We start from the raw sequence: 26,672 nt of genomic DNA, 5'->3' as shown, positions 1-26,672 counted from the left end.
AAAGAGACGCTCAAATTAGCGTCTCTTTTTTCATTTCATCTTTACAACCGTTCTTCCTTTTAACTTTCCTTGCAGTATAAGTGCAAACTTCTCATCTAATTCTTTTAATGTACATTCTTCTGTATAAGATAATAGCTCTGAATTTTTCCACTCACCGGCTAGCAATGCCCACACTTCTCTTCTCACATCTACTGGACATTGAACTGAATCTATTCCTAAAAGGCTAATCCCTCGTAATATGAATGGGTATACAGTTGTATTTAATTCATGCCCTGCTACGTTACCACACGTTGTTACACAGCCTCCATACTTAACTACCTTTAAAGAACTTTCTAACATGTTTCCGCCTACAGTATCGACAACCCCAGCGTATATTCCTTTAAGCATCGGTCTTCCTGATTCATCACTCAATTCCGCGCGGCGAATCATCTTTTTTGCACCTAAACGTAGCAACATCTCTTTCTCTTCCATTTTCCCTGTTGCCCCTACTACGCTATATCCTAGCTTTCCTAAAATACTAACTGCTACACTGCCTACTCCTCCCGTAGCACCCGTTACTAAAATATCTCCCGTACTAGGCGTTATTCCCGCTCTAATGAGCTTATATACCGATAAGGCAGCTGTAAAACCTGCTGTCCCGTACATCATACTTTCCTTCAAAGACATTTCTTTTGGTAAAGGAACAACCCAAGAGGATGGCACGCGAATATATTCTCCGAAACCACCAGAAGTATTCATACCTAAATCATATCCAGTTACAATAACTTGATCGCCTTCCTGAAAGGCGTTATTTCCACTACTAACTACCTCTCCCGCTGCATCGATGCCTGGTGTATGAGGGTATGTTCTCGTTACACCTTTATTACCAGTAGCTGAAAGGGCATCTTTATAATTTAATGAAGAATAATGAACACGTATTAATACGTCTCCTTCAGGTAAACTATTTACTTCTCTCTCAACAAGCGTTCTTTCAAATAGATTATTTTCCTTTTCTTTCACGACAATTGCTCGGAATGATGTATGATTCATTACGCTCTCTCCTTCATCCGTAGAATACTTCTTTATTATATAAAAAATGAATGTAAAGCTAATCGCTTCTTCTTGGCTATATTTCAACAAATCTTACTTCTCTATCACTTTCTCACAATACATATTTTCATTTCTACTAAAACAACATATACTTATCCTACATCTTAAAAATAAAATATAGAAAATCTGACTTTTTATAAATAAATTGAATTTTTACGAAATGTAAATGATTTGTAATGTTTTTTTTCGCTAAATTTCATTATAATAAGTGGATATGAGTGTCGTATTTCAATCCAAATGAAGGAGTACAAGAAATGGAGCAAAACCCATCTTTGCAAGAAAATACACGAAGTAAACCGAAAAATAGTAAGAAAAAAACAAAAATTATTATAAGCGTTATTTTATTCTTTTTAATAATAGGTGGCGGTTATACTTGGTTTTTAGTAAATAAAGCATCTTCTGCTATTCGAAATGCCGCACACGATTTAGCGCGCGGTGATAAATCTGATTTACGTGATAAGGCTGTAAAACCTATTACAAACAATGTCTCTGTCTTAATCATGGGTGTTGATGAAAGCGATGTCCGCGGGAAAGAATATGGTGAAGCTATAAGAACGGATGCATTATTACTTGCAACGTTTAATAAAGATAGCAAAACGGTAAAACTATTAAGTATTCCACGAGACACATATACTTATATTCCAGTAGAAAAGAAAAAAGATAAAATTACACACGCTCATGCATTCGGTTCTACCAAAAATGGAAAAGATGGTGGACCACAAGCAAGTATTGATGCAGTTGAAAAATTAACGAATGTTCCTGTCGATTACTTTGTAAAATTCAACTTTAAATCATTTATAAAAATCGTCGATGATTTGGGCGGAATTGAAGTTGATGTACCAGTTGAATTTACTGAGCAAGATAGCAATGATACTGCTGAGGCAATTCATCTGCAAAAAGGTGTTCAAAAGTTAAATGGCGAAGAAGCTCTTGCTCTTGCTAGAACAAGGCACATCGATAGTGATGCGATGCGTGGTCAACGTCAGCAACTCGTTATTGAAGCCATTTTAAAGAAACTAACGAGCGTTGGATCAGTAACAAAAGTTGGTAACATCATTGATGACATTAATGGCCAATTCGTTACGAACTTAACATTCGATGATATGCTTTCATTCTATAAATATGGAGCAGATTCTTCAATTGAGAAATTACAAATTCAAGGTGAAGACTGTTACATGGCAAAAGGTGATGATACATGTAGTAAGTCAGCTGGTGGTGGCCGAACTTACTACTACAATCCAGATAAAAAAGAATTAGCTAATGTTACAAACGAACTTCGTAGTCACCTTGGACTACCTGCCTATACAAAATCTGATTCTGATTCTGATTCAAAAAAAACAAGCTCAGAGAAAACAAAAGAATCTAAGTCTGAAAATACGAGTGAACGCGAATCAAGTAACAATGAAACTAAAGATAAGAATAAAAATAACAGTGAAGATACAGAAACATCGTCTAATGACAATGAATAAAGTGAAGCAGTGCTCTATGGAGGTAGAGCACTGTTTCTTTTTAATTATTTTAAAATGAAAAATCAGAACTTTCCAACTATCTTTTTTAATATTTTTAAATTATAATAAATAATAGTAATCTATTCCAATTATCAGGGGGCTCATACATATGAAAGCTGCAGTAAAACATAACATTTCAGATTTTAAAGAGTACTTAAAATCAAACGATATATATATGGAAGAAAATATAGATGAAAATGATGGTTCGGTACATTTTTCAGTAGGATTAGAAACAGAAGCTGGCGCAAAAATTCAACTTATTGCTGCTTTCCAAAGCGAACATCCTGCTGTGGATATATACTGCTTCAATGTTGCTCTTGTACCTGATTCAACATCAAAAAATGACATTTTACATGTCATCAATGAATTAAACACATCTTATCGATTTGCAAAATTCACGCTAAACAAACAAAATGCAATTGATATTTCAACATCTCTTGCATTCTCAGAACCAAACTTTAATCCCGCACTTGTCTTTGAACATACGAGAATGCTATATAAACTGGCAAACGATGAATATAAGAACTTAATGAAAGTTATTTGGGCGTAAATAAAAAGATGGTGCTACAAGAGCACCATCTTTTTATTTCGATATCATATCAACCCACATCTTTATCGCAGTTCCTACAATTAAAGTAGACAATACATACTGCAAAACTTTTTGATTCACTCTCTTCCCTACTCTCACTCCAAGAGGAGCGGCAAATAAACTTGCTATCGCAACGATAAGAGCCGGAATAACAACTATTTGTCCAGTAATCACTTTCCCAGTAGTAATTCCTATCGAGGAAATAAAAGTAATAGCGATAGATGTTGCTATTGTTGTACGTATCGGTAGTTTTAAAACAACTAGCATAATCGGGACTAAAAGAAACGCACCACCAGCCCCAATAATGCCGGAAACACTTCCTACAATAAACGCTAACAAACTAGCGAGCCACTTATTGTACGTAATTCCTTCTGTCCCCTTACGATTGCTTCGCTTTGGTATAAACATCATAATAGCCGCAATAGTAGCTAGTAATGTGTAAACAACATTTACAGCATGCTCATTTAATAAATTCGCACTAAAGCTACCTACAAAGCTTCCTATTAATATACTAGCTCCCATATACACAACTAACGTTTTATCCATATCGTTACTTTTCCTATACGCCCACGCGCCTGCAAAAGTTGCAAAGAATACTTGAATCGCTGTAATACCACTCACTTCATGTGATGTATATCCAGCAAATCCTAGCAATACTGGCATGTATAAGATCATCGGATAATTAATAATTGCCCCGCCAATCCCAACCATTCCTGAAATAAACGACCCTATAAACCCAATAATAAAAAGTAGCACTGTTAAACTCATATTGTATCCCCCGCCTTCTAAAAAGAAGGTGATTTAAATAAATAAATTCACATTCCCATCCGAAGCATCTGCTAAATATACACCTACTCCTGCAAACTCTACCCCTTCCATAATCTCTTCCTCTTTTAACCCTAATAAATCTACTGTCATTTGACAAGCTACAAGCTTAACTCCCTGTTCTTTCGCCATATCAATTAAATCAGGCAAAGGCATCGCATTATGCTTCTTCATAATACCTTTAATCATCTTTGGCCCCATACCAGCAAAATTCATTTTTGATAATCCCATCTTATCAGCGCCGCGCGGCATCATTTTTCCAAACACTTTCTCTATAAACGTTTTCTTTACTTTCACATGCTCATCTTTCCTAAGGGCATTTAAGCCCCAGAAAGTATGAAAAATAGTCACCTCTTGATCGTACGCCGCTGCACCATTTGCAATAATATAAGCTGCCATCGCTTTATCATAATCTCCACTAAATAAAACAATCGTCGTTTTCTTCTGTTGTTCCATGTTGTCCTCCTCTTAATTACCTATAGGGGTATTTTAAAAATTGTAAAAAGGCTCCAATTATCTAGCTACACCCGATACTATTTTCCCCTTACAAAGCGTTCATACCGCCTGAAACATTTATAACGCGCTGAAATCCTAATTTCTTTAATACTTTTGCTGCTTGCTTACTTCTCATCCCGCTCTGACAAATAACAATTACTTCCTTATTTTTATCTAACTGATTTACTTTACTAGCTAACTCATTTAGCGGGATATTCTGAAATCCCTTCATATGATTTCCTCTATATTCACCTACTGTACGAACATCGATAAAGTGTTTTCCCTGTTTTCCCACTATACTCTTTAATTCTTTTCCATTTATATTTTGAACACCTTTCACCGGTAAAACACGTGAAATAACAAACCATGCAGCAAGTACAATGAAAAGCGTACTTAATATTGTATTCATATAACCACCCTCTCCGCATTTACAAAACTAGTTCTTCACTACGCCTTCTTAATCCAAAACTTCAGCACATCGTCTTCTATATTATGCTTTACTATTTCATGACCACCTGTTTTTGACCATGCTGGAATATCCTTAACTGACCCTTTATCCGTTACATGTACTTCTAACACTTCTCCAGATTGTAAAGTATCCATCGCTCTCTTCGTTCTTACAATCGGCATCGGACATGCTAAACCTTTCGCATCTAATACTTGTTTTATATTCATCATCTATACCTCCATTTTTTGTTTATCCCATTATTCATGAACTGCACAACGATTCAGACCAATCTCCATTTCACGCTCTTCTTCCACACTCGGATGGATTTTCCCCATATTCGTTTGACGAATTTCTTCATAAGCATTCGGCTGAGGTGGTAAATTCTCTGTCACAGTTTTACGAAACTCTATCTCATCGACAATATTTAATCCTATATTCTCCTTAAATAGATCTTGTAAATTCGCACTCACAATGCCTCGTTCATCCATTTCACTTACTTTTGAATAATGAGCTGGTAAAACGATTAACTCTTGAGACAGTTCCTTATAACGTTTGTATAACGTATTTCGTAAATCACTCACCCAATCTTCCGCCTTCCCAGCAAGATCGGGACGGCCAATTGAATCTACAAATAAAATATCTCCTGATAATAAATACGTCTCATCGATAATAAATGATGTACTCCCAATCGTATGCCCTGGTGAGTATAGTGCATCAATGTTAATTAGGGTACCCCCCACCGTAATAACAGTGCCTTCTACTAGCGGTTCGTAAGAGAAAACAACTTCCTCCGCATCTTTTGGAGGTAACCAATACGTACCGCCTACTTTTCCAGCTAATTTACGTCCACCTGAAATATGATCTGCATGTAAATGTGTATCCATTACGTTAGTAATAGTAACTCCGTGCTCTTTTGCAAACTCTTCGTACGCCTCAATCGTTCTCACCGCATCAATGACTGCTGCTTCACCGTTTGAAACTACCATATAAGACAAGCATCCTTTTCCAAGACGATTAAATTGATATATACTTCCCCCGCCCTGTACATCCCCTACCTTTACCGGCTTCACATACTCACTCCAAGCTTTCATACCGCCAGCTAAATAATAAATATTATTGAAACCCTCATCTAACAATTGCTCTGCAACAAACTGAGAAGAACCCTCTTTCGCACATACAACTAAAATCTCTTTCTCCCTCGGTAATTCATCTACAATATGTTCTACACCATCTAATAAATCAAAATACGGTTTATTCAATGAAGAAATTTGTTTCCCTTCAATTTTCCATTCTTCATAATCCGCTTCATTCCGAACATCTAAAATAAATAACTCTCCGAATAAAACTTTCTCTGCAACATCTTTTGCTTGTAACATCTTAGCGACCATATAATTACCCCCATAGGTATATTTTCATTTAAAAAATTTTATTTTTCTATATTCCCTTGCCACTCTAACATACCTGGAATGACATTTTTCACGTTTGAATAACCTTTCTCTTTCAACATTTGGCAAGCTATATCACTGCGATTACCCGTTCGGCAAACAACATAAATTGGTTTCGCACTGTCTAACATAGCACTATCTAATTCACCTAACGGCACCGAAATTGCGGATGGAATATGACCAAAGACGAATTCCGCTTCTTCACGAACATCTAATACAGTGCAATCTTCACCACTTAATAATATATTTTGCAATTCCCCATTCGTAATTGTATGAGGATACTTCACAACTTCATTTACTTCATGTTCGTGTGATTTTCGTACATAATGCTTTAATACATTTCCCTCTTGTTTCGTTCCGATATATTGATGCCCTACTTTACTTGACCAACTTTCTATATCTAACGTCGATCCCTTATCCGTCGCCTCTATTTCAATAACTTTCCCTGCTGCCAACCCTTCCATCGCCTTTTTCGTCTTCACAATTGGCATCGGACAAGCCAATCCTTTACAGTCTAAACTCGTATCAACTTTTATACTCATTGTCGATTCCTCTATAACTTATACACTTATACCTATAGGGGTATATTAAAATGTTTTTAAAAATCTGTCAACACATACGTTTGACAGATTATCGGCTTTTTACAAGTAATTGAACAGCTTCTTTAATTAACTCTTCATTTGAGCCATTACCTGTTTCAAACTGCTCGCGCAAACATTGCTCTAAATTTGTTCCCACAACGAGTCCAATTGTACGATCTAGCGCAGAACGGGATGCAGTTAACTGTGTAATAACATCTCGGCAATCTTTTCCCTCTTCCATCATGCGAAGCACACCACGAACTTGACCTTCAATACGTTTCAATCTATTTTTCATATCTTGATTATATTCCACTGTAAACCACCTCCGTAATTATAACTATATTATACATTACTTTGTAACTTTGTATAATATCATATACCCTGAAGGGTATATTGTAAAGCGGTTTGTTTTTTTGTCAAACCTTCTAGGGTATAGTAAAAATGCACTGCATTGTAGTCCATCTAATTTATTCTCTTTACCCTTTTCTAACTCTTAATCGACAGCCTTTACTGACTAATAATAATAAAGTTGTTTAATTTTGAGGGCGTGAATCCGCATTGCTACGTTGTTAAACTGTTCCATTTCAATAACAAAGTTGTTTAAAAATACGGTAGTGTATAGTTTATAATGAAGTGTAGACAAATACTGTTCGACTTATTAAATTATTTAAACTTTGAAATAGAAGATATAAGAATAGCCTACATTTTAAGGAATATAGGCTAAGCAATATAAGTTAATCTGTTATTAATTTTGAATAAATACTTAGATCAATAAACTTTTCATTAGATTTTTCACACTTTCTCATTGTCCCTTCGAATGTAAAGTTTAACTTTTGTAAGACTTTTATTGAATTAATGTTTTCAGATTCAACTTTTGCTTCTATTCTATTGAATTCTAAAGTACTAAACGCATAATCCATTAAAGAGAGAATGGCTTCTGGCGCATATCCCTTACCCCAAAAAGCTTTACTAATATCGTAACCAATTTCTGCTTTGGCGTTTTTGAAATCAAATGAATTATAACCACAAGAACCGATAATTTCATTTGATTCTAATTCAATTATCGAATAACGAATAGCTCTGTTTTCCCGAGATAGCTTATCAAGCATTTCAATCATATCTACCGCTTGGCTTTCATCAGTAAAACTATTGATATTCATAAATTTTGTAACTTCTGGATCAGACCAAATTGTAAACATGCTAGCTGAGTCTGATGCTTTCATTTTTCTTAAAACTAATCTTTCGGTTTGTAGTTCTGTAATCAATATTTTTACCTCCATTATGTGTTTATTTTGGGGTCAAGATATTGATATCTGCGCATAGTTCAGTCCCTTCGTGTTTCAAGATAATATTATTATAAAAGTTATAAAGGATGAAACAATAACTTTTATAACTTTGGTTATGTCACAGTTTATGATAACTGCGTAATAAAGAAAAATGAAACGACCGTATTGTGATTTTTTAAACATCTTTAATTTTATTCTTATTTTCCGTTCGTTGAGAGCAATTATTTTTTAGTTGCTGTATTTCCCATTGCAATAGAAATTCTATTCCAACTGTTGATTTGATTGATTACCAAAACAAGGTCAACATATTGTTTCTCATCATAGTGTTCACGTACTCGCTTATATAGGTCTTCAGGAACTCTTTTAGTAGGAATTAGAGTAATATGCTCAGATAGTTCAAGAGCAACTTTCTCTTCAGGTGTATAAAAATCACATTCATTCCAAGCATTCAAACAATAAATTCGTTGTTCGGTTTCACCCATCTTACGAGCATCGGATGTATGCATATCTATGCAGAAAGCACAACCGTTAATTTGAGAGACTCTAATCTTTATAAGTTCTCTAGTAATTCGATTAATTGTAGACTTCTTAGTGTACTTCTCCATATCCATCATAATTTTCATGCCATCAGGTGCAACATCATAGTAGGAAATTCTTTGACTCATAAGGCAAGACCTCCTTTAATTTTAAGATACTTATAATTATACCGTCACACGAACATTTGTGCTAATATTTTGTTTGTAAGGCATTCGAAATCAAAGAGAATTTCAGTTGTAGACAGTGTAATTAGTTGTTTCATGGTACGTAAATATCGCAAATGAGTATACGGACGCGATAAACGAGGTAATTTCATTTCTATTCCTAATTTTTTAGCAGTAGGATGAATGAACGAGCTCCAAGCTTCTACCACATAAGGCAATTTCCATGGTTTAACTTTAAGATGCGGGATAGGGCGTAATTCAAGTGGCATCCATTCTATTTCTACATCTTTTTCCTTTGCAACCCATCTAAAGGGACAGTAGCTAAAAAACAAAATGGACAAATAAAATCAGAATAAACTCTAATTTTCACTGTCATATACATTCCTCACATTTCTTTTTATCCCATATTTGTAACTATACAAGCTTCAAACATGGGGATAATATGACTAATACAATATATCTACTACAAAAAATTCATTTCATTTACGAATGAAGTAACCCCTCGTTCCATTGTCATACTTCCTATAACCTCTTTGTAAAACTATAATCCATCTCTCCACCTAACGCTTCAGCTGTATCACCAGTTTTTCTAAAATCATGTGTATAAATTTGTTCAAATGAACCGAAATCTACTTGCTTATAAAATTCGAAACAAGGGAATCCATCATGTTCTCCTTGAATATCGATACTGCCATCCTTTTTCACACATACAGTTAATAAATAGTCCACAGGAGGGGCATACACATTTAACGGATTACTAGCACTTGCACTCATTTTGAATTGCACACCGTCAGAATTCCATGCAATATCAGTACACACAATATTTTCAGTACTCGCTTTTCCTGTTCTTTTATTCACAGAACCATCTGGATTTGTAACCTTCTCTGTCGTAATACCCGTGTTTGCATATGAAAACACTTCTTCTTTATAAAAGTCCACTACTACCTCTTGCTCAACTCTAGAGCGCATAGTATTTACCGCATGCGGTGTAAATTCACGTGAATCACCTTCGAATTGGATTACTTTCCCTGTTTGTGCATCCTTCCGCGGTTCTGTCCAAGACATTGGAATAAATACGTTGGCTCTAATTTTAACGATATTAGTCATAAGAAACACCTCTATAATATTATTTTAAATACTGCATAATATTGAGTAAAACAAACCACAATTTTGCTCCCATAATCAATAGCTTTCTCTTTTACGTTTGCTACTTCCTTCTGAAAAATAGCGCTATATTTATATCTAGATTGTCGTTTTAAAGCTATATTCCATTTCTCCAGCTAGTGCTGCTGAGGTATCATCCGTTTCTCTGAAATCATGTGTATATATTAATTCAAATGAACCAAAGTCTATTTGTTTATAAAATTCATAGCAAGGGAAACCATCATGTACACCTTCAACATGCACAGTACCACTTTCATTAACTCGTATAGTCAAAAAATAATCAGCTGCAGGTGCTGCCGCGTTTAAAGGATTACTTGCACTTGCTCTCATTTCAAATGAAACTTCATCTTCACTCCATACAATATTTGTACATGCAATGTTTTCTGTACTTGTTTCTCCTTTTTGATACTCAATTGAGCCATCTGGATTTGTAATTTTCACAGTGACGATACAAGCATCTGCATATGTGAAAATTTCTCTTTTATAAAAATCAATATTCACTTCTTGTTCTAATCTTGAACGCTTTGTGTTCACAGCATATGGTGTAAATTCACGTGCATCTCCAGCATATTCAAACGCTCTTCCTGTTGCAGGATCCTGAATAGGTTTCAGCAAAGTATACGGTGCAAATACACTCCCTCTAATTTTAACGATATTAACCATGTGAAACCTCCATTGATTCTATTTAAATAAATCTTTATTTGTTCTACCAACATAATATAGTCAATTTGATTGACTATATTATGTATAGTACAATAGACCTTACCGATAGTCAACTTAATTGACTACAAGTGCGGAGGTTATATACATGGATCATCAAACATTTAACGAATTAGATCTCACTTCACTTTTATCATTATCGTTCAGCACACTAATTACTGAACTACATGACAAATTAAGTGAATTGGGATTTGAAGATATTAGGCCAGCGCATGGTTTTATGTTCAAACGCATCCTTCCTAATGGAGCAACAGGTATAGAACTAGCTGAATATTTAGGGGTTTCAAAACAAGCCATAAGTAAAATGGTAGATTCTCTTGAGAACAGTGGTTATGTCACGCGCCAAACGCATCCTACTGATAAAAGAGGTAAAATTATTGTTTTAACCGAGCGTGGTTTAGCAGTAATGAAAGTAAAAGAAGAAATAGTAGCTGAAATAGAACAACGATGGATTGCAAACATAGGTGCAGAACGAATGCAAATGCTTAAAGAGGATTTAACAACATTCGTTACTAAAGAAAATACAGGAAAATTATCATCGAGCATACGACCTGTTTGGTGAACAAAAACTCCATATAATAAAAAGAACGGACAAGAAATTCTTTGTCCGTTCTTTTTATTACACATACTTCCGATGCACCATCTTCCCATCATAAGAAAACACAACGCCCTTACTCTCCACAATCGACTCCATATGCACCGTTCTTCCCCATAACTGATGAAGATAAGGTAATACTTTTTCTAAGTATTTTAAGTCTAGCTCAATTCCTTCGTAACTATGTTTAATGTACAATTCCCCATTCTTTAAGTAGTCTCCATCTTCCACTACTAAGTACGGGAAACCTCCATTTGTACGCATATTTACGAGTTGATCTCGTACTTGTTCCCACTCTTTGTCAATTACTTTATATTCCTTACCTTGGCGCTGGAATAAGTACATATCTTCTCTCATTACGAGTTCTTTATTTAAGTAGTTTCTTAGGAACGATACGTCCCATTCAATTTCCCGTACTTCAAACATTTTCTCACGACCAGAACCAGGCTTCACACCGCGCCTTTTCATTTCTTCTGTCGGATTGTTATAGCGTTCTTCAATATCTTCAAACATTTTAATACCGAGGTAGTATGGATTAATACTTGTTTTTGATGGCTGTACGACACCTGCATTTAATTTCGCAAATTCAATTGCTTCACCAGATGTTAAGTCCATTTCACGAAGTATGCGTTGATGCCAGTAGGAAGCCCAGCCTTCATTCATGATCTTCGTTTCAAGCTGCGGCCAGAAATATAACATTTCCTCACGCATCATCGTTAATATATCGCGCTGCCACTCTTCTAGCTCACGGCTATATTCTTCAATAAAGAGGAGTAAATCTTTTTCTGGTTGCGGAGGGATTTTCTTCTTTTTATGCATATTAGGTCGTTCTCGTGTTTTATTTCGATCATCTAAATTCCATAAATCATCGTACTGTGATATCTTTTTCTTCTCTACATCCTCTTCTAAATCTTCAATACTCCATGCAAGTTTCGGGCGCATAAGTGACGGGTCAATATGTTCTTGAATGGCAAGTACGGCATCTAAAAATGTTTCTACCTCTGCCTTTCCGTACTTATGCTCATATGCTTTCACACGATCCGCTGTTGCAGCCATACTTTCTACCATGTCTCGCTTCGTATTCGAAAAACGAATATTATTTTTAAAGAAATCACAGTGCGCTAAAACGTGCGCTACGATTAGTTTATTTTGAATTAAAGAATTCGTATCTAATAAAAAGGCGTAACATGGATCAGAGTTAATAACGAGTTCATAAATTTTACTAAGTCCCAAATCGTATTGTAATTTCATTCTGAAAAATTGCTTTCCAAAACTCCAATGTGAAAACCTCGTCGGCATCCCATATGCACCAAATGTATAAATAATTTCCGCTGGACATACTTCATAACGCATCGGATAAAAATCAAGCCCAAATCCAGTCGCAATTTCCGTAATTTCCGCTATCGCATATTGCAGCGCTTTATCGTCACTTGCTCTCATTATTTTCCCTCCTTACAATTTCCCTTAAGAAAGTGTATGATGGGGAACAAGCTTTCATGAGGATTGATTGCATAATAAAAAGACACCCCCGAAAAAACGAGAATGCCTCATCTATTAACCCTCAATAATCTCCATCTTCTCCGTAATCGGCGTACGAGCTTTTCCTTCTGGTGCTTTATCAAAATAGCCGATATGAAGAATTCCAACGATGCGTTGGCCTCTTGTTAAACCGATTCCTTCTATAAATAGTGGATTGTAGTTTAATCCACCTGATTTCCAAACACATCCTAAGCCGCGTTCCCAAGCAAGTAATTGGAAGTTTTGCATAAATGCACATGTTGCAGCGTAATCTTCGTCACGTGGAATTTGACGCGGATCTTCATTCATATATACAACGATTTGTGCAGGTGTGCTTAAAAAACGGTCAGATAAAATTTTGCCGCGTTTCACTCTTTCTTCTTCTGTGAAAGAGTTTAATACTGCGTCTACTAATTTATGACGGCCTTCTCCAATGTATAATTTACAATTCCATGGTTCACGGTTTTTATGATTCGGTGCCCATGTTGCGTCGTTTAATAGTTCAATTAATAGCTCTTTGTCTACTGCTTTATCTGTAAATGTACGAACAGAACGTCTTTCTTTAATCACATTTGCGATGGAAGTATATGTAGTCATATTTTTCTCCCCCTTATTTTTATCTATATGTATAAGTTTGTTATTGATATTGATTTTCAATTTCGATTATAACCTAGTTTTTCACTATTAATCAATGTTTTATGTTGGAAAACCAAGAAAAACTTCTTTTTATACTGTGAATAAAAAAACTTAACTTGTTCACAAGTTTTTCACATTTTATGGAAATGATATGTGTAAGTTTTCCACATTACCCATCTAGGAGGAGTTTACATGTATAAGAAAATCGCAGTAAGTATGACTATAGCAGCATTATTATGCGGAGTGTCTGTTTTCCCTGCTTCCGCTGCCCCGCCAAAAGAAGTAACAATGCACCATCATAAGCTAATCTCAGAGGAAGAAATGCAGTCTCTCGAAAAACTCGGCTATAACAAACATGAAATTTGGAAAGCTGCCCACATTGCAAGAATTAGCAAAAAAGAAATTAAGGACGTTTTAGCTTACTATAAGCAAAATAAATCTTGGGAGAAAACAGCACAGCATTTCGGTGTAGATCCAAGTAAATTGAAAAAGCATCATATGAATAAGGAAACGAAAAAAGCACTACTGCAAAAATTAGCAAATATGCAAAAGTCCACACCAGATGGACTAAAACAAAAAATGAAAGAGTATAACATAGGCTTACGTCAGCTCACGGTATTAACAATCATCGCTCAAAAAAGTAATACTTCTCTCGATGATGTACTGAAAATGAAAAAAGATGGGATGGATATTAAACAAATTGCGGAAAAATCAAATGTTAAAAAAGAAGATATACGGACAGAAATGATTAAATTAGTGAAGTCTATTAAAGAAAAGAAAACAAATTAGCCTGCCAAAAAGGAAGAGATATTCAATACTCTTCCTTTTCTTTATCCCGCTATTTGTGGGTAGTAAAACTCCCACCTCAAAATTCGGCTGGAGCAAAGAAGTTAGGTGGGAGATCAACTGCCCGTAAACGCCCGATTGGTGAGGGCTAATAATCAGTGGGGGATGAACAAAACCCCCACTGATTAAAGTTTCACTTTATGAACTTTCAATTTTCAAGTATAAATTCCTGTCTTTCCCAAAAACTAACACGAGTAAATAATGTAGGTAAGGGGGGAGAAAATGTTTCGTTTTTCGTCTAAAAAGAATAAAAAAACAATCTGTTCCATTCCAGAATTTATTCAAACTATGAAAGGGTCTAGTGATTTCGTTTCTTATAACATCGTAGAAGATGGGACGTTATGTTTGTTTTATTATAAATCTACAGCCGAATCACTCCTCATTAATCGATTCATTTTAACACCTATAAAAAGAGAATTAGATCACATTGAAAATATAAGCGATATAGCAAATATCGTCACACTCGAGGAGATTATCACCGCCCCTTCTATTGATGATATTCGTGAAAAATTATTAAGTGGGTATGTACTTATTCAGCTAAAAAATGATTCTCACTCAGCAGAATATGCACTTATTCGTGCCGAGAGTTCAGTGTTAGGTACACGGTTATATAACGATACAGAAAATGAATATAGTGTCATCGGTCCAAAAGTTGGATTTGTTGAAAATATTGATACAAATATACACTTACTTCGCCGGAATATTGTAACGGAGCAATTAGTTTTCAAACAAGTTGTAGTTGGCTCTATATCAAAAACAAAAGTCGTAGTTGCTTACATCGAAGGCATTACGAATGAACAGCACGTTAATACTGCAATGCAGCGCCTACAAGACATTGACTTTGATGTTCCTTTCGATGCGACTATGATTGAACAGTTTATTAGTGATAACAGCAACTCTCCCTTCCCTGTTTTACTCCCTACAGAGCGTTTAGATCGCTCCGTTTATGCATTATTGAATGGAGGAGTTGTCATTTTAACAGACGGTTCACCATATGCATTAGCTGGACCAGCGACATTACTCGATTTCTTCGTCTCTCCAGAAGATTATTATTTACCATGGATAGCGGGCTCATTTCTTCGGATGGTTCGTTTTTTTGGAGCTGCATTCTCTTTATTTTCGTCAGCCATTTATACAGCTGTATTAACATATCACTATCAAATGATTCCAGCTGATTTACTTGGCCCTATTATTTATTCTAGAGCTAATGTACCTTTCCCACCTGTTTTAGAGGCACTTTTTTTAGAAATTACAATTGAATTACTTCGCGAAGCTGGGGCACGATTACCGACAAAAGTTGGACAAACAATCGGTATCGTTGGTGGGATTGTAATTGGGCAAGCATCTGTTCAAGCTGCTTTAACAAGTACAATTTTATTAATTGCGGTCGCTTTATCAGCACTCGCTTCTTTTACAACACCAACTGTAAAAATGTCTTCTACTATCCGGATACTACGATTTCCGCTTATTCTTTTAGCTGGTGCATTTGGGGGCTTAGGTCTCATTGTAGGATTCGTATTCATATTAGCTCATTTAATTCGTTTAAAATCACTTGGATCGCCTTATTTATTACCTTTATATCCATTTCGCGGTTTAGGGACAGCGGAAGGCTTTCTACGCTTACCATTTAGCCAAACTGCACAGCGTGCTTCTGTTCTAAGACCAAAAAAGAAATGGCGCTATGATCCAAACAAAGCGAAAGAAAAACATGATGGTGAGGAGAAATGAAAAATATTTTATTATGCTTTTCCATTATCATTTTAATTTTCCAATCAGGCTGTACACAACCAAATATAGTAGACACACAGCGAATTATTCATGTAGGTGGATTTGATATAACGAAAGATAAAAAATTTCGCGGGACAATTCTCTATCCAGATTATACAAAGGGCGTACAATCTAAACCAGAAACTCAGTCAACTACTGCAAGTACACTTGAAACAATCTCTTCACAGCTAAACGCCAAATCGCCACATACGATCGCTGTAGGTCAAATGCGTGTTGTCTTATTTGGAAAAGCATTTGGTGAACGTGGAATTGGGGATGTTATTAACAACTTACAACGTGACCCTAACATTGGCCGAGACGTACAGCTAGCACTTGTAGACGGATCAACAGAAGAACTTCTCAAGCATGTTAAAACAAATGGATCGCTCTATCTTGCTGATTTACTTGAGCAAAATATAGAAACTGAAACAATTCCTCGGACCGCTTTAAATATTTTTTTGTATAACTTTTACTCATCAGGAGGCGATCCCTTTCTTCCCTATATTGAAGTTGACGAAGACAAATCAGCTTCTATTAAAGGCATCGCTTTTTTAAAAAAAGATAAAGTGGCTATGTATACAGATAAAAAAGGCTCTTTTTTATTAAAATTACTCATTAATCCAACTAAAAATGGACGTTACGAAGTTCCGATACGTCAAGGTAAACATAAAGGATTAATCGCTACTCAAAACTTATCTGGAAAAAGTGTCTGTGACGTTTCTCAAAACGGTAGTCTTCCAAAAGTTCACATCCACTTAAAACTAAATGGACTCATAAAAAACACTCCTGATTGGCTTGATTTATCTAAAAAGGAGAATATAACTTACGTAAAAAAACATGTAGAAAAAACAATTGAAAAACATTTAAACGAATTAATAAAACAATTCCAAGAAAAAGATATTGATCCAGTAGGTATACGTGAAGAAATTCGTAGTCACTCGAGAAAATGGAGTATGAAACAAATTCAAGAAATGTACCCTAGCGTAGACGTTGCGGTTAATGTGCAAGTTAATATCGTACAATCTGGTATCGGAGAATAGTGAGGTGTTACAATGGCTGAGCAAAATAAAACAATGACTGTTTCCCCTTATTTCACATTTCTTTTATTACACTCTCTTCAAATTGGAGTAGGCGTGTTAGGATACCAACGAGTTATTGCACAATATGCTGGTTATGATGCTTGGATTTCCCTTATTGTTGCGGGTGTCTTAACTCATATCGTACTGTTTTGTATGTTAAAAATGTTAGAAAAAGACAATGATTTGATGACCATTCATACGACATGTTTCGGAAAATGGATTGGAACCTTTTTCTCTATGTGCTTTGCCGCATATCTTCTCTTATTTTGCCTTACTGTGCTTCGTACATATATTGAAGTCATTCAAGTTTGGGTTTTTCCTACAATTAAGCCATGGAAATTAACATTATTATTTTTACTCGTGACGTATTATGTAATAAAAGGCGGCTTCCGCTCTGTAACAGGAATGTGTTTTTGGGGCGTCATAATACCGATTTTCGTACTATTCTTCTTAGTTTTCCCTATGAAATACGCACATGTCCGTAATATTTTACCTATTTTCACCCATTCACCTGCAGACATTCTATATTCAGCGAAAGCATCTGCATTAGAGTTTCTTGGATTTGAAGCAATCCTTATCTTTTACCCACTTATTAAAAAGGGAAAATCACTACATAAATGGGCACATGGCGGGATTGCTTTCACAACTATTTTATATGTAGTACTAGCAATCGTTTCCCTTATGTACTATAGTCAGGGCCAACTGCATCATACAATTTGGCCTACTTTAACAATGCTAAAAATTATTAAAGTCCCATTCATTCAGCGATTTGAATACATTATTATTTTCTTATGGTTTCTTATTATTTTACCTAATCTTTGTTTAACGATTTGGTCCGCTTGTCGTATTAGTAACTACTCTTTTCACATACCATTTAACATTACATTGCCATTGTTTATCGCGACTATATTTGTTTCATCTTTGTTTTTCACAAACAGGGAAAGCATCAATACATTAAATACCGTACTTTCTCAGGCCGGCTTATATATTGTATACGCTTATATTCCAATCTTATTTCTATTCCATTCACTACGATGGCGCTTCAAAAATAAGTCGAAAGAATCTTCACCCGACACACCATGATATTTGATACAATTTGATTAATACATTTGCAAAGGGGACAAGCCTATGAAGAAATATGTATTTTCTTTACTTGTAGTACTAAGCTTAATTCTTACTGGATGCGGGAGTACTGGTACAAATGAAAAAAAATCTTCTGAATCAAAAGAAGAGCATGACCACGCATCACATACTCAGCAAGCTGACATTCAAGAAAAGACAAAAGGAGTCGACACACTTCCGACCTTCCTAGACAAACTTGATCCACAAATGAAAGAAATCTATACTGTCGCTGGACAAAATGCTGAACTATTGGATTGGATTCCTTGTTACTGCGGCTGTGGTGAAAGTGTAGGACATAAAAATAATAAAAATTGCTTTATTCGTGAAATCAAAAAGAATGGTGAAGTTGTTTGGGATTCCCATGCAACAACTTGTGTAAATTGCTTAGAAATCGCAGTTGAATCTGCTTCGATGAAACAAAAAGGAAAATCAACGCTTGAAATTCGTAATTATATTGATAATAAATACAAAGAAGGATATGGGAAACCAACACCTACGCCAATGCCAAAAGCTTAAAAAACGAGGAGACTCCTCGTTTTTTTTCTTTTCATTCACTTTTTTTCTTAACAAATTCTTTCAAGTGTATTTCTCCTCGCTTGTCACACACTATATATAACTCTTCGGTAAGGAGGGTAACACAGTGCAAACATATAACGACTATGACAAAGCTCTCTATTACACGTATTGCTGTAATTGGGATAAACTACTCGTTTTAATGGTTCAAACGAATGACCAACTATTTTCTAAGCGTATTGAACACTTTTTACACGCTTATCAATACAGTAAAGAATTACCAGAAGTTGACAAACAATTGCAGCTCCTATTTCAATATATTGACCATGCATCCCAGAAGTCACATGTAGAAGAAGTAGTAGAGCAAATTCAAATGTAAAATATAGCGCTATTCTCTCTTAGAGAATGGCGCTTTTTTGAACATTTTTATATCAATAAAAGTTTCCTTTTACAAAACTTTTATTGATAAACATATTTTCTCTTTCTTTTCTGTACTACTTCATACTATAATTTAGTATGTAACTATTATAAGTGAGGTATAAAATATGGGACGAGAAAAAAAGCAAGAGTATGCTTTATTTACTGCATGGGGAGCTTCTTTTATTGCTACGCTAGGTAGCCTATACTTTTCCGAAATCATGAAATTTGAGCCTTGTGTTCTTTGCTGGTATCAACGTATCTTTATGTATCCATTCGTTTTATGGCTCGGCATTGCTGTAGTAAAAAAAGATTATCGCATTGCAAGTTATTCCTTACCAATTGCAAGTATTGGTGCTTGTATTTCTTTATATCATTATGCAATTCAAAAACTTTCAGCACTATCAGCTGCAGGAGCAGCTTGCGGACGCGTACCTTGTACGGGAGAATACATAAACTGGTTCGGCTTTGTGACAATCCCGTTTTTAGCTCTTATTGGCTTTATCACAATCGCTATTTGCAGCTTTATTGTAATTAAAAACAAATAAGGAGATGAAAGAATGAAAAAAATGCTTATATTTGGTGGTATTATTATCGCCTTGTTTGCAGCAATTTTCGCTGTAACACAAATGGAAGAAAAAAATGCTTCAACAAGCCAAAAAATTGATAATGCTACTAGTCAATCAGATGGTCCTGACTACTACACAAACAAAATTTCTCTTTCAGATCTCCAAAAGAATTTAAAAGAGAAAAAAGAAGAAACAGTATACTTTTATCAAACATCTTGCGTTCATTGCCAAAAATTATCTCCTATCGTAGTACCAATGGCTAAAGGCTTGAATATTGATATGAAAGTTATGGATATTGAAAAATTAGATGCTCCTTGGGATGAATATAAAATTAAAGGTACTCCAACAATCATTCATTTTAAAGATGGTAAAGAAGTGAGCCGTATTAGCGGCGAACAACCGGAAGACAAATTAAAAGAGTGGCTTGAGCAAACGAAAAAATAATAAGAAAAGGAAACTCCTTCTATACATGAAATGCGTGTAAAATCCCACACTAATGTATAAGGAGGGGATTTTATGCCAGAAGTGAAATGCTCTGTTTCCAATTGCTCATTTTGGGGACAAGGTAACCTTTGTCAAGCAAGTGCAATCGTTGTTCAACCTGATGCACAAGAAGCAGGTCAAATTGAAAACAGTTCGTATACAAGCGCTGCTTTAACAAACGAGACGCTAGAAAGCTCTGTAACAACGAGTGTAGAGACTTGTTGTCATACATTTAAACCGAAATATTAAACGTAAAAGCATACGATTAGTCGTATGCTTTTTTACATTCCCCTCCAAAAATCATGCATCATAAAGAAGTACAAAATAACGAGAAGGACCGTCCCGCATAAAGTAATGCGTCGATATACACTCTTCTCCCCTTCCCTCGCTTTAACAAATGCCCAAATAAATCCGATGAACAATATTAAATCAACATATGGAACATAAAAGGAGAAGACGAGTAAAGCATATACATACACGATAAATAAACAAGTCGTGATTAAGAAAATTTTAAATGCAAATTCACTTTTCATAATGTGACCGCCCCCCAGTCTGTACTGTATTATATTCAGCAAAACATAATAGTTGCTGTTTCAATTTTTTCATCTCACTATTTGTAGGCACACGATTGGTATGAAATCATTAAAACCAACTAAACTTCATCACAAATAAGCCACCGCCTATACACGGTAGCTATTATGGAACATTATATTTCCTTTTATATATGTTACTTAAAATCGAATAAGGTAATTGCTCATAACGAATTTTTTCTCCCGTTTCCTCTACAATATACAAATTGTTTCCTATATAATAGGTTCCATCTTTTCGTTTGGAATACACTGCGTATTTTTCATTTGGCAATACCGTTTTTACTTTCGTTAATTGTCCATTTGGTTCTTGCCAATATATATTTACACGATCTACTAACGTAAGCATTCCAATTTGTTCTTCTTCTACTTTACGACCATTCCAACTCACAACACGATAACCAAGCTTATAAGCTTCATATTCGGGACTCGTATGAAAACGAGAAATAATTACTTTTGTCTGTAATTGTACCCGGTCGTATAACCATTGTATGTCCCGATCGTGCATGCGAATACAACCATTCGATTCCCGGCTTCCAATCGTTCCTTCACGATTTGTCCCGTGAATGGCATATTCCTTTTTATCCAGACCTAGCCATCTCGTACCGAGAGGATTATTCGGTGCACCCCCAGGTATTTTTTTACGATGGTATTCTTTATTTTTATATTTAGTTATAATACAAAAATTCCCTTCAGGCGTCGGGGTGCTATCTCTTCCTGTCGTTATCGGAAATGTTCTAGTATAGTTTCCCTCTTCAAAAAAAGACAGCTGATTCGTCGTAAGGTTAACTAATATTAAATGATCTGTATTAGCAAAAACGCTAGCTGGCAGGCAGAAAAATAGGATTACGATAAACCATACTTTCTTCATTTAAATCCTCCCTAGCACTAACATCATAATAAAGTGAAACTTTACTCGGTGGGGGGTTTTGTCCATCCCCCACTAAGTATTAGCCTTCACCACTCCCGCTATTTGCGGGCTGTTATCTCCCACCTAACTTCTGTGCTCCACCTGAATTTTGAGGTGGAATTTTACTGCCCGTTAATGCGGGATAAATGCAATTAACTTTACTTTGCTCTTATAAATGAAAACTATCCATTCACAATTACTCCACCATTTACATGCATCATTTGCCCTGTCACATATGCCGAATCACTAGACGCCAAATATACATATGCAGGCGCTAATTCATACGGCTGACCAGGCCTTTGCATAGGAACATTGCTCCCAAACTGTGATACTTTTTTCTCATCAAAACTGGATGGAATAAGCGGTGTCCAAATTGGGCCTGGTGCAACCCCATTTACACGAATTCCTTTTTGTACTAACGACTGAGATAGCGATCTTGTAAAAGCGACAATCGCTCCTTTCGTTGCAGAATAATCAATCAACGTTTCATTTCCTTCATACGCAACGATAGATGCCGTGTTTATAATTACATCCCCTTGCTTTAAATGAGAGAGCGCTGCTTTTGTAACATGAAAATAAGAAAAAATATTAATACGGAACGTTTTTTCTAACTGTTCCGCTGTAATATACTCTAGCCCTTGCTGCGGATATTGCTGTGCGACGTTATTCACAAGAACATTTAAACTCCCCAGCTGCCGGGCGGTCTCTTCCACAATATCTTTACAATGTTGCTCATTACTTAAATCCCCCGGCAGCAATACACAATTCACGCCTTCTTTCTCAACAAGTTGTTTCGTCTCATTCGCATCTTCGTCCTCATCTAAATAAGCAATCGCAATATTTGCTCCCTCTTTTGCAAAAGCGATGGACACAGCTCGTCCAATCCCGCTATCTCCCCCTGTAATTAATACATTCTTTCCTTTTAACTTTTCGCTTCCTTTATAATTAGGATCTTCAAACTTTGGACGAGGATTCATTAACGATTCAATACCAGGCTGTTTATTTTGATGTTGCGCTGGCATCGTTAAAAAGTTTTTTTGCTGTGGCATAACTTCCTTCAACTCCTTTCCCCTTATAATGTACACAATATTAAAAACTACTTACACATTAAAAAACCGCAATTCACGCTCATTTTCACGGTTAATATTCGAATTTACGACATAAAATATGAATTGTTCTAAAGTTTTTATGCAAAACTATTGCAAAATAGTTAAAAAGCGAATATTATATATAACTGTTGTGAAAATTATTCGTAAAAAGAAAGGATGTTTATATGTTTAACCTTTCAAAACATAAAACTTCTATTAAAACTGAAATTATGGCAGGTATTATTACCTTTTTAACAATGGCATATATCATTGTCGTAAACCCTGTCATCCTTGGGGATGCAGGCGTTCCATTTGAACAAGCATTTACAGCGACAATCATTGCAGCTGTTGTCGGAACATTATTTATGGCAATCTTTACAAACTTACCAATCGCAATTGCACCGGGTATGGGATTAAATGCTTACTTCTCTTATTCTGTTGTAAAAGCTCATGAAGGCATGACTTTCGCGATTGCATTCTCTGCTGTATTCGTAGCAGGTATGATTTTGATTTTGTTATCATTCACATCTTTCCGTACGAAATTAATGGAAGTAATTCCTGAAAACTTAAAACATGCACTGACTGCTGGTATCGGTCTTTTTATTGCTTTTATCGGTTTGCGCTTAACAGGAATTGTTACAAAAAATGATGCAAACTTAGTTGGGCTTGGCGATCTTCACTCTCCTCCAGTTCTACTAGCATTAGCTGGCCTTGGAATTACAATTATCCTTATGTCTTTAAATATAAACGGGGCACTATTTATCGGAATGTTATTAACTGGTATTATCGCTTACTTCACAGGTCAATTAACATTCTCAAACGGCGTTACATCAATGCCTGGATTACCAGAAGGAATTATCGTTTCAAATCCAATTACTGCTGTATCTGATGTAATTAACTACGGATTATACGGCGTTGTGTTCTCATTCTTCCTTGTTACACTATTTGATACAACCGGAACATTACTTGGTGTAGCACAACAAGGTGGATTTATGAAAGACGGAAAGCTTCCAAAAGCAGGACGAGCTCTTCTATCTGACTCATTCTCAGCAACAATTGGAGCTATGTTCGGAACAACACCATCAACAGCTTACATTGAATCATCTGCTGGTGTCGCAGCTGGTGGTCGTACTGGTTTAACAACTGTTACAGTAGCTGTTCTATTTGCATTAGCAGCATTCTTCGGACCGTTAGTGAGCGCTGTTTCTGGCGTTTCAGCTATTACAGCACCATCATTAATTATCGTTGGTAGCCTTATGATGGGTTCAGTTCGATATATCGATTGGGATACGTTCGATGAAGCATTCCCAGCATTTTTAGTAATCTTAAGCATGCCACTTACATCAAGTATCTCAACAGGTATCGCACTTGGATTTATTTCATACCCACTTATGAAAGTGGCAAAAGGACAATTCCGTGCTGTTCACCCACTTGTGTATTTATTCGGGATCTTGTTCGCTTATCAATTAGTTTTCTTACCACATTAAAATCCCTCATAAAGAGGGATTTTTTTCATAAATAAAAAAGCCCCCTCCAAATATAAAGGGAGCTCACAATTTCTAATACCTCTCATCTACCTGTAATTCTTTACTATACTTTTGAATGAAAACCGATGAAATAACCATCATCATTCCTACACTAAACCCAATAAGCTAATTTAGTAGCATTTCATCATAAATCAACCAGCGCAGCAGAAATGCACCGCCAAAAATAAGCATTGCAGTAAATCCAGTATGTCTAAGCCCTTTATATACATTTTCCATATGTATCATCACATACTTTTATCCACATTACACCATAACGTTTATTGAATATTGCCATCAAGTAAACGTATCGTCCTCTGGCAATATTCAGCCACCTTTTGATCGTGTGTTACAACTAGTACCGTTTTTCCTTGTTTATTAATTTCTTTTAAAATGCTCATAATTTTTTCCCCGTTTTCTTGATCGAGAGCACCAGTCGGTTCATCAGCAAGTATAATTTTTGTATCTTGTGCTAAAGCCCTTGCTATTGCTGTTCTTTGCTGTTCTCCACCTGATAACTCGTAAGGATATTTGTTAATATGCCTCTCAAGCCCTACCATTTCCAGCATTTCTTTTGATATTTGTATACGTTTCTTATGAGAAATTCTTCTATATATAAGTGGAAGCATTACATTTTCAATAACTGTATAATCATCTAGTAGCGAAAAGTTCTGAAACACAAATCCAACTTCCTTATTTCTATACTTATGATAGTTTGACTTTAATGTACTCGTATCCATGCCATCTAAAAAATACTTTCCAGTAGAGGGGCTATCAATTAAGCCAATAATGTTAAGTAAGGTTGATTTCCCCGAACCAGATGGCCCCATAATAGCTATCATTTCGCCTTTTTCTATTGTAAGATTAATATCTTTTAAAGCACTAAAATTACTCTTTCCGTATCCCTTAGCCACATTTGCGAGCTGAATCATCTATAACACCTCTTTCATATATGTATTTTTTATTTTTAGTACATTGAAGTAAATGATTGCATATATAATGAGGATCATTACAATTGATAGAGCACCTATAACAATCAATGATTCTATAGAGACTTGTAACGTTCCAAAGAAAGATACTGTACTATTTTCTAGCCCTTTCTGAATTTCAATTACTCCGCTATTCTCCCATTGAAAATACATAATTCCTATACATATAGATAAAATGAATAACAACATATACTCAATAACAAACGTAAGACATAGTTGAAAAGTACTTGCTCCTAATGCTGATTTAATAGAAATATTTTTACGCTCCATATAAAGCGCTGCCATTGATGTTAATAAAATAGATATAAATGAAAAAAATAAAACTGTACCGCTTAATAATAAGGGGTATGACATATTATCAATGCCTTGCTTTTCATTTTCTAACAATTTATTCGGATTTGTAATATAATACGAATACCCCTTACCTTCTGTTACCTTTAATACTTTCTTTTGAAATTCATTTATATCCACTTTTCCATTTGTTTCTATAATCAGCCCATTGTATAAAAGTTCTACACTATAAAATTCTATTTCTTCTGTTCCAATTGGTAAAATAGCCATGTCATCTAATAATGTAATACGATTATCCGATATTTCACCGCTTCGAGGATATGTAAATGGTGAATTTTTTTCTAAAAAACCGATTACTTTTAGCTTCATTTTTCCAGATGGTATGACATCACCAATAGATACCTTTTCTTTATAATTAGCACCTAATATCACAGGTCTAATATCAAATACTGATTTATGAAATTCCGATTCCTCAAAATATCTTCCTTGTGAAAGTCGTATATGAAAGTATTTATTAATATCTTTATCAATAATAAGAGTCTTTATCGTTCCATTTTCTTTTTTTAAGCTAAGTGAATAGTTACGGAACAAATAATTTGTTGTATTTGTTATTGATATCGTATTAGATAACGCTTGAATGAAATGTTGATAATCACTTTTCGCTTTTTCTTCGCTAAACAACGTTATATCTTGCGTCGCATAAAGTTCATAGAAATTTTTATGAGTCGATAAATTATTTGCTACTGTCATCATTTTTCGATATCCCGAAAGATTACTAATAAATTCTATTGCTGAAGAAAATGCAATAATTAAAGAAATTACTATAATCAAACTTGGTAACAACCGTTTTTTCACAGACCGTATAGAATCAAATATAAAAAACATGAC

Annotated in this window: 32 protein-coding genes and 2 pseudogenes; 13 read left to right on the top strand and 21 right to left on the bottom strand. The window is 35.3% G+C overall.

The annotated features are described in order from the left end of the window. Positions 1–30 precede the first annotated feature (30 nt). A complete protein-coding gene (locus tag MHI07_RS03960) occupies positions 31–1,029 on the bottom strand; it encodes a YhdH/YhfP family quinone oxidoreductase (protein ID WP_340822046.1) in 999 nt (332 codons plus the stop codon). A 314-nt stretch (positions 1,030–1,343) separates the two neighbouring features. Between MHI07_RS03960 and MHI07_RS03955 the strand changes: the two genes are divergently transcribed. Together MHI07_RS03955 and MHI07_RS03950 are read left to right on the top strand one after the other, a co-directional pair. Continuing rightward, positions 1,344–2,558, top strand: a complete 1,215-nt coding sequence (locus MHI07_RS03955) for an LCP family protein (RefSeq protein WP_002159188.1) — start codon at positions 1,344–1,346, stop codon at positions 2,556–2,558. 148 nt (positions 2,559–2,706) lie between these two features. Beyond that, positions 2,707–3,147, top strand: a complete 441-nt coding sequence (locus MHI07_RS03950; RefSeq protein WP_002010734.1) for a hypothetical protein — start codon at positions 2,707–2,709, stop codon at positions 3,145–3,147. A gap of 33 nt (positions 3,148–3,180) precedes the next feature. Here the strand turns inward: MHI07_RS03950 and MHI07_RS03945 are convergent, their stop codons facing one another. The 12 genes and pseudogenes from MHI07_RS03945 to MHI07_RS03890 form a co-directional block, all read right to left on the bottom strand. Next, complete coding sequence (locus MHI07_RS03945) at positions 3,181–3,954, bottom strand: TSUP family transporter (protein ID WP_199709859.1); 774 nt, start codon at positions 3,952–3,954, stop codon at positions 3,181–3,183. 33 nt (positions 3,955–3,987) lie between these two features. Next, complete coding sequence (locus MHI07_RS03940; protein ID WP_002159190.1) at positions 3,988–4,467, bottom strand: DsrE/DsrF/DrsH-like family protein; 480 nt, start codon at positions 4,465–4,467, stop codon at positions 3,988–3,990. 88 nt (positions 4,468–4,555) lie between these two features. Next, positions 4,556–4,915 carry a rhodanese-like domain-containing protein gene (locus tag MHI07_RS03935; RefSeq protein ID WP_078174054.1) on the bottom strand — a complete coding sequence of 120 codons (360 nt, stop codon included), beginning with the start codon at positions 4,913–4,915 and terminating at the stop codon, positions 4,556–4,558. A 38-nt stretch (positions 4,916–4,953) separates the two neighbouring features. Further along, a complete protein-coding gene (locus MHI07_RS03930) occupies positions 4,954–5,184 on the bottom strand; it encodes a sulfurtransferase TusA family protein (protein WP_002150428.1) in 231 nt (76 codons plus the stop codon). Positions 5,185–5,211: 27 nt separating this feature from the next. Beyond that, complete coding sequence (locus MHI07_RS03925; protein ID WP_340822041.1) at positions 5,212–6,342, bottom strand: MBL fold metallo-hydrolase; 1,131 nt, start codon at positions 6,340–6,342, stop codon at positions 5,212–5,214. 38 nt (positions 6,343–6,380) lie between these two features. Continuing rightward, complete coding sequence (locus MHI07_RS03920; protein ID WP_340822038.1) at positions 6,381–6,941, bottom strand: sulfurtransferase TusA family protein; 561 nt, start codon at positions 6,939–6,941, stop codon at positions 6,381–6,383. A gap of 88 nt (positions 6,942–7,029) precedes the next feature. Continuing rightward, positions 7,030–7,293, bottom strand: a complete 264-nt coding sequence (locus tag MHI07_RS03915) for a metal-sensitive transcriptional regulator (protein WP_000456201.1) — start codon at positions 7,291–7,293, stop codon at positions 7,030–7,032. Between the two features lie 421 nt (positions 7,294–7,714). Next, the gene (locus MHI07_RS03910) at positions 7,715–8,245 is read right to left on the bottom strand and encodes a GNAT family N-acetyltransferase (protein ID WP_002159200.1); all 531 of its coding nucleotides are present in this window, start codon (positions 8,243–8,245) and stop codon (positions 7,715–7,717) included. 242 nt (positions 8,246–8,487) lie between these two features. Then, positions 8,488–8,931, bottom strand: a complete 444-nt coding sequence (locus MHI07_RS03905; protein WP_002010721.1) for a carboxymuconolactone decarboxylase family protein — start codon at positions 8,929–8,931, stop codon at positions 8,488–8,490. Positions 8,932–9,074: 143 nt separating this feature from the next. Next, positions 9,075–9,343 (bottom strand): annotated as a pseudogene (locus MHI07_RS03900) (DsbA family oxidoreductase); the annotation flags it as partial. Between the two features lie 146 nt (positions 9,344–9,489). After that, on the bottom strand, positions 9,490–10,074 hold the full coding sequence (locus tag MHI07_RS03895; RefSeq protein ID WP_002159203.1) for a DUF3238 domain-containing protein: 585 nt from the start codon (positions 10,072–10,074) through the stop codon (positions 9,490–9,492). Positions 10,075–10,209: 135 nt separating this feature from the next. After that, positions 10,210–10,794 carry a DUF3238 domain-containing protein gene (locus MHI07_RS03890; RefSeq protein WP_002159204.1) on the bottom strand — a complete coding sequence of 195 codons (585 nt, stop codon included), beginning with the start codon at positions 10,792–10,794 and terminating at the stop codon, positions 10,210–10,212. Positions 10,795–10,939: 145 nt separating this feature from the next. Between MHI07_RS03890 and MHI07_RS03885 the strand changes: the two genes are divergently transcribed. Further along, entirely contained in the window at positions 10,940–11,413 is a 474-nt protein-coding gene (locus MHI07_RS03885; RefSeq protein ID WP_340822034.1) for a MarR family winged helix-turn-helix transcriptional regulator, read from the top strand. Between the two features lie 57 nt (positions 11,414–11,470). Here the strand turns inward: MHI07_RS03885 and spoVR are convergent, their stop codons facing one another. Then, complete coding sequence (spoVR, locus tag MHI07_RS03880) at positions 11,471–12,886, bottom strand: stage V sporulation protein SpoVR (protein ID WP_131232357.1); 1,416 nt, start codon at positions 12,884–12,886, stop codon at positions 11,471–11,473. Between the two features lie 114 nt (positions 12,887–13,000). Beyond that, on the bottom strand, positions 13,001–13,561 hold the full coding sequence (locus MHI07_RS03875) for a nitroreductase family protein (protein WP_340822031.1): 561 nt from the start codon (positions 13,559–13,561) through the stop codon (positions 13,001–13,003). Between the two features lie 231 nt (positions 13,562–13,792). On the opposite strand from MHI07_RS03875, the gene MHI07_RS03870 reads away from it, so the two are divergent. The 9 genes from MHI07_RS03870 (at position 13,793) to MHI07_RS03830 (ending at position 20,645) form a co-directional block, all read left to right on the top strand. Further along, a complete protein-coding gene (locus tag MHI07_RS03870) occupies positions 13,793–14,389 on the top strand; it encodes a hypothetical protein (RefSeq protein WP_340822030.1) in 597 nt (198 codons plus the stop codon). Between the two features lie 279 nt (positions 14,390–14,668). Further along, entirely contained in the window at positions 14,669–16,174 is a 1,506-nt protein-coding gene (locus MHI07_RS03865) for a spore germination protein (protein ID WP_340822026.1), read from the top strand. After that, positions 16,171–17,253 carry a spore germination protein GerYC gene (gene gerYC, locus MHI07_RS03860; RefSeq protein WP_078174064.1) on the top strand — a complete coding sequence of 361 codons (1,083 nt, stop codon included), beginning with the start codon at positions 16,171–16,173 and terminating at the stop codon, positions 17,251–17,253. The genes MHI07_RS03865 and gerYC overlap by 4 nt, the downstream gene beginning before the upstream one ends. 12 nt (positions 17,254–17,265) lie before the next feature. After that, positions 17,266–18,375, top strand: a complete 1,110-nt coding sequence (locus MHI07_RS03855; protein ID WP_131232360.1) for a GerAB/ArcD/ProY family transporter — start codon at positions 17,266–17,268, stop codon at positions 18,373–18,375. Between the two features lie 45 nt (positions 18,376–18,420). Beyond that, positions 18,421–18,930, top strand: a complete 510-nt coding sequence (locus tag MHI07_RS03850; protein ID WP_002159212.1) for a PCYCGC motif-containing (lipo)protein — start codon at positions 18,421–18,423, stop codon at positions 18,928–18,930. A 124-nt stretch (positions 18,931–19,054) separates the two neighbouring features. Beyond that, entirely contained in the window at positions 19,055–19,306 is a 252-nt protein-coding gene (locus tag MHI07_RS03845) for a YhdB family protein (protein WP_002150460.1), read from the top strand. A 166-nt stretch (positions 19,307–19,472) separates the two neighbouring features. Then, complete coding sequence (locus MHI07_RS03840; RefSeq protein ID WP_002159213.1) at positions 19,473–19,892, top strand: disulfide formation protein C; 420 nt, start codon at positions 19,473–19,475, stop codon at positions 19,890–19,892. Positions 19,893–19,904: 12 nt separating this feature from the next. Beyond that, complete coding sequence (locus MHI07_RS03835; protein WP_002159214.1) at positions 19,905–20,357, top strand: thioredoxin family protein; 453 nt, start codon at positions 19,905–19,907, stop codon at positions 20,355–20,357. A 72-nt stretch (positions 20,358–20,429) separates the two neighbouring features. Continuing rightward, on the top strand, positions 20,430–20,645 hold the full coding sequence (locus MHI07_RS03830) for a DUF1540 domain-containing protein (RefSeq protein WP_002150465.1): 216 nt from the start codon (positions 20,430–20,432) through the stop codon (positions 20,643–20,645). A 32-nt stretch (positions 20,646–20,677) separates the two neighbouring features. Here MHI07_RS03830 and MHI07_RS03825 read toward each other — a convergent pair whose 3' ends face one another. The 3 genes from MHI07_RS03825 to MHI07_RS03815 form a co-directional block, all read right to left on the bottom strand. Beyond that, positions 20,678–20,929 (bottom strand): hypothetical protein, encoded by a 252-nt coding sequence (locus MHI07_RS03825; protein WP_002159215.1) that lies wholly within the window; start codon positions 20,927–20,929, stop codon positions 20,678–20,680. 163 nt (positions 20,930–21,092) lie between these two features. Further along, positions 21,093–21,854, bottom strand: a complete 762-nt coding sequence (locus MHI07_RS03820; RefSeq protein ID WP_002159216.1) for a L,D-transpeptidase — start codon at positions 21,852–21,854, stop codon at positions 21,093–21,095. A 221-nt stretch (positions 21,855–22,075) separates the two neighbouring features. Next, positions 22,076–22,942, bottom strand: a complete 867-nt coding sequence (locus MHI07_RS03815; protein ID WP_215557974.1) for an SDR family oxidoreductase — start codon at positions 22,940–22,942, stop codon at positions 22,076–22,078. A 224-nt stretch (positions 22,943–23,166) separates the two neighbouring features. On the opposite strand from MHI07_RS03815, the gene MHI07_RS03810 reads away from it, so the two are divergent. Further along, on the top strand, positions 23,167–24,468 hold the full coding sequence (locus tag MHI07_RS03810; RefSeq protein ID WP_078174069.1) for an NCS2 family permease: 1,302 nt from the start codon (positions 23,167–23,169) through the stop codon (positions 24,466–24,468). A gap of 72 nt (positions 24,469–24,540) precedes the next feature. On the opposite strand, the pseudogene MHI07_RS03805 reads toward MHI07_RS03810, so the two are convergent. The 3 genes and pseudogenes from MHI07_RS03805 to MHI07_RS03795 form a co-directional block, all read right to left on the bottom strand. Continuing rightward, positions 24,541–24,753 (bottom strand): annotated as a pseudogene (locus tag MHI07_RS03805) (hypothetical protein). A 32-nt stretch (positions 24,754–24,785) separates the two neighbouring features. Then, complete coding sequence (locus MHI07_RS03800; RefSeq protein ID WP_002159221.1) at positions 24,786–25,436, bottom strand: ABC transporter ATP-binding protein; 651 nt, start codon at positions 25,434–25,436, stop codon at positions 24,786–24,788. Next, entirely contained in the window at positions 25,437–26,669 is a 1,233-nt protein-coding gene (locus MHI07_RS03795) for an ABC transporter permease (protein ID WP_002203378.1), read from the bottom strand. Positions 26,670–26,672 lie beyond the last annotated feature (3 nt).

The sequence above is a fragment of the Bacillus sp. FSL H8-0545 genome (assembly GCF_038006105.1).
In the GTDB taxonomy this organism is placed as follows: domain Bacteria; phylum Bacillota; class Bacilli; order Bacillales; family Bacillaceae_G; genus Bacillus_A; species Bacillus_A cereus_U.
Note: the sequence above shows the minus strand (reverse complement) of the source record. Positions and strands in the feature narration are given on the sequence as shown.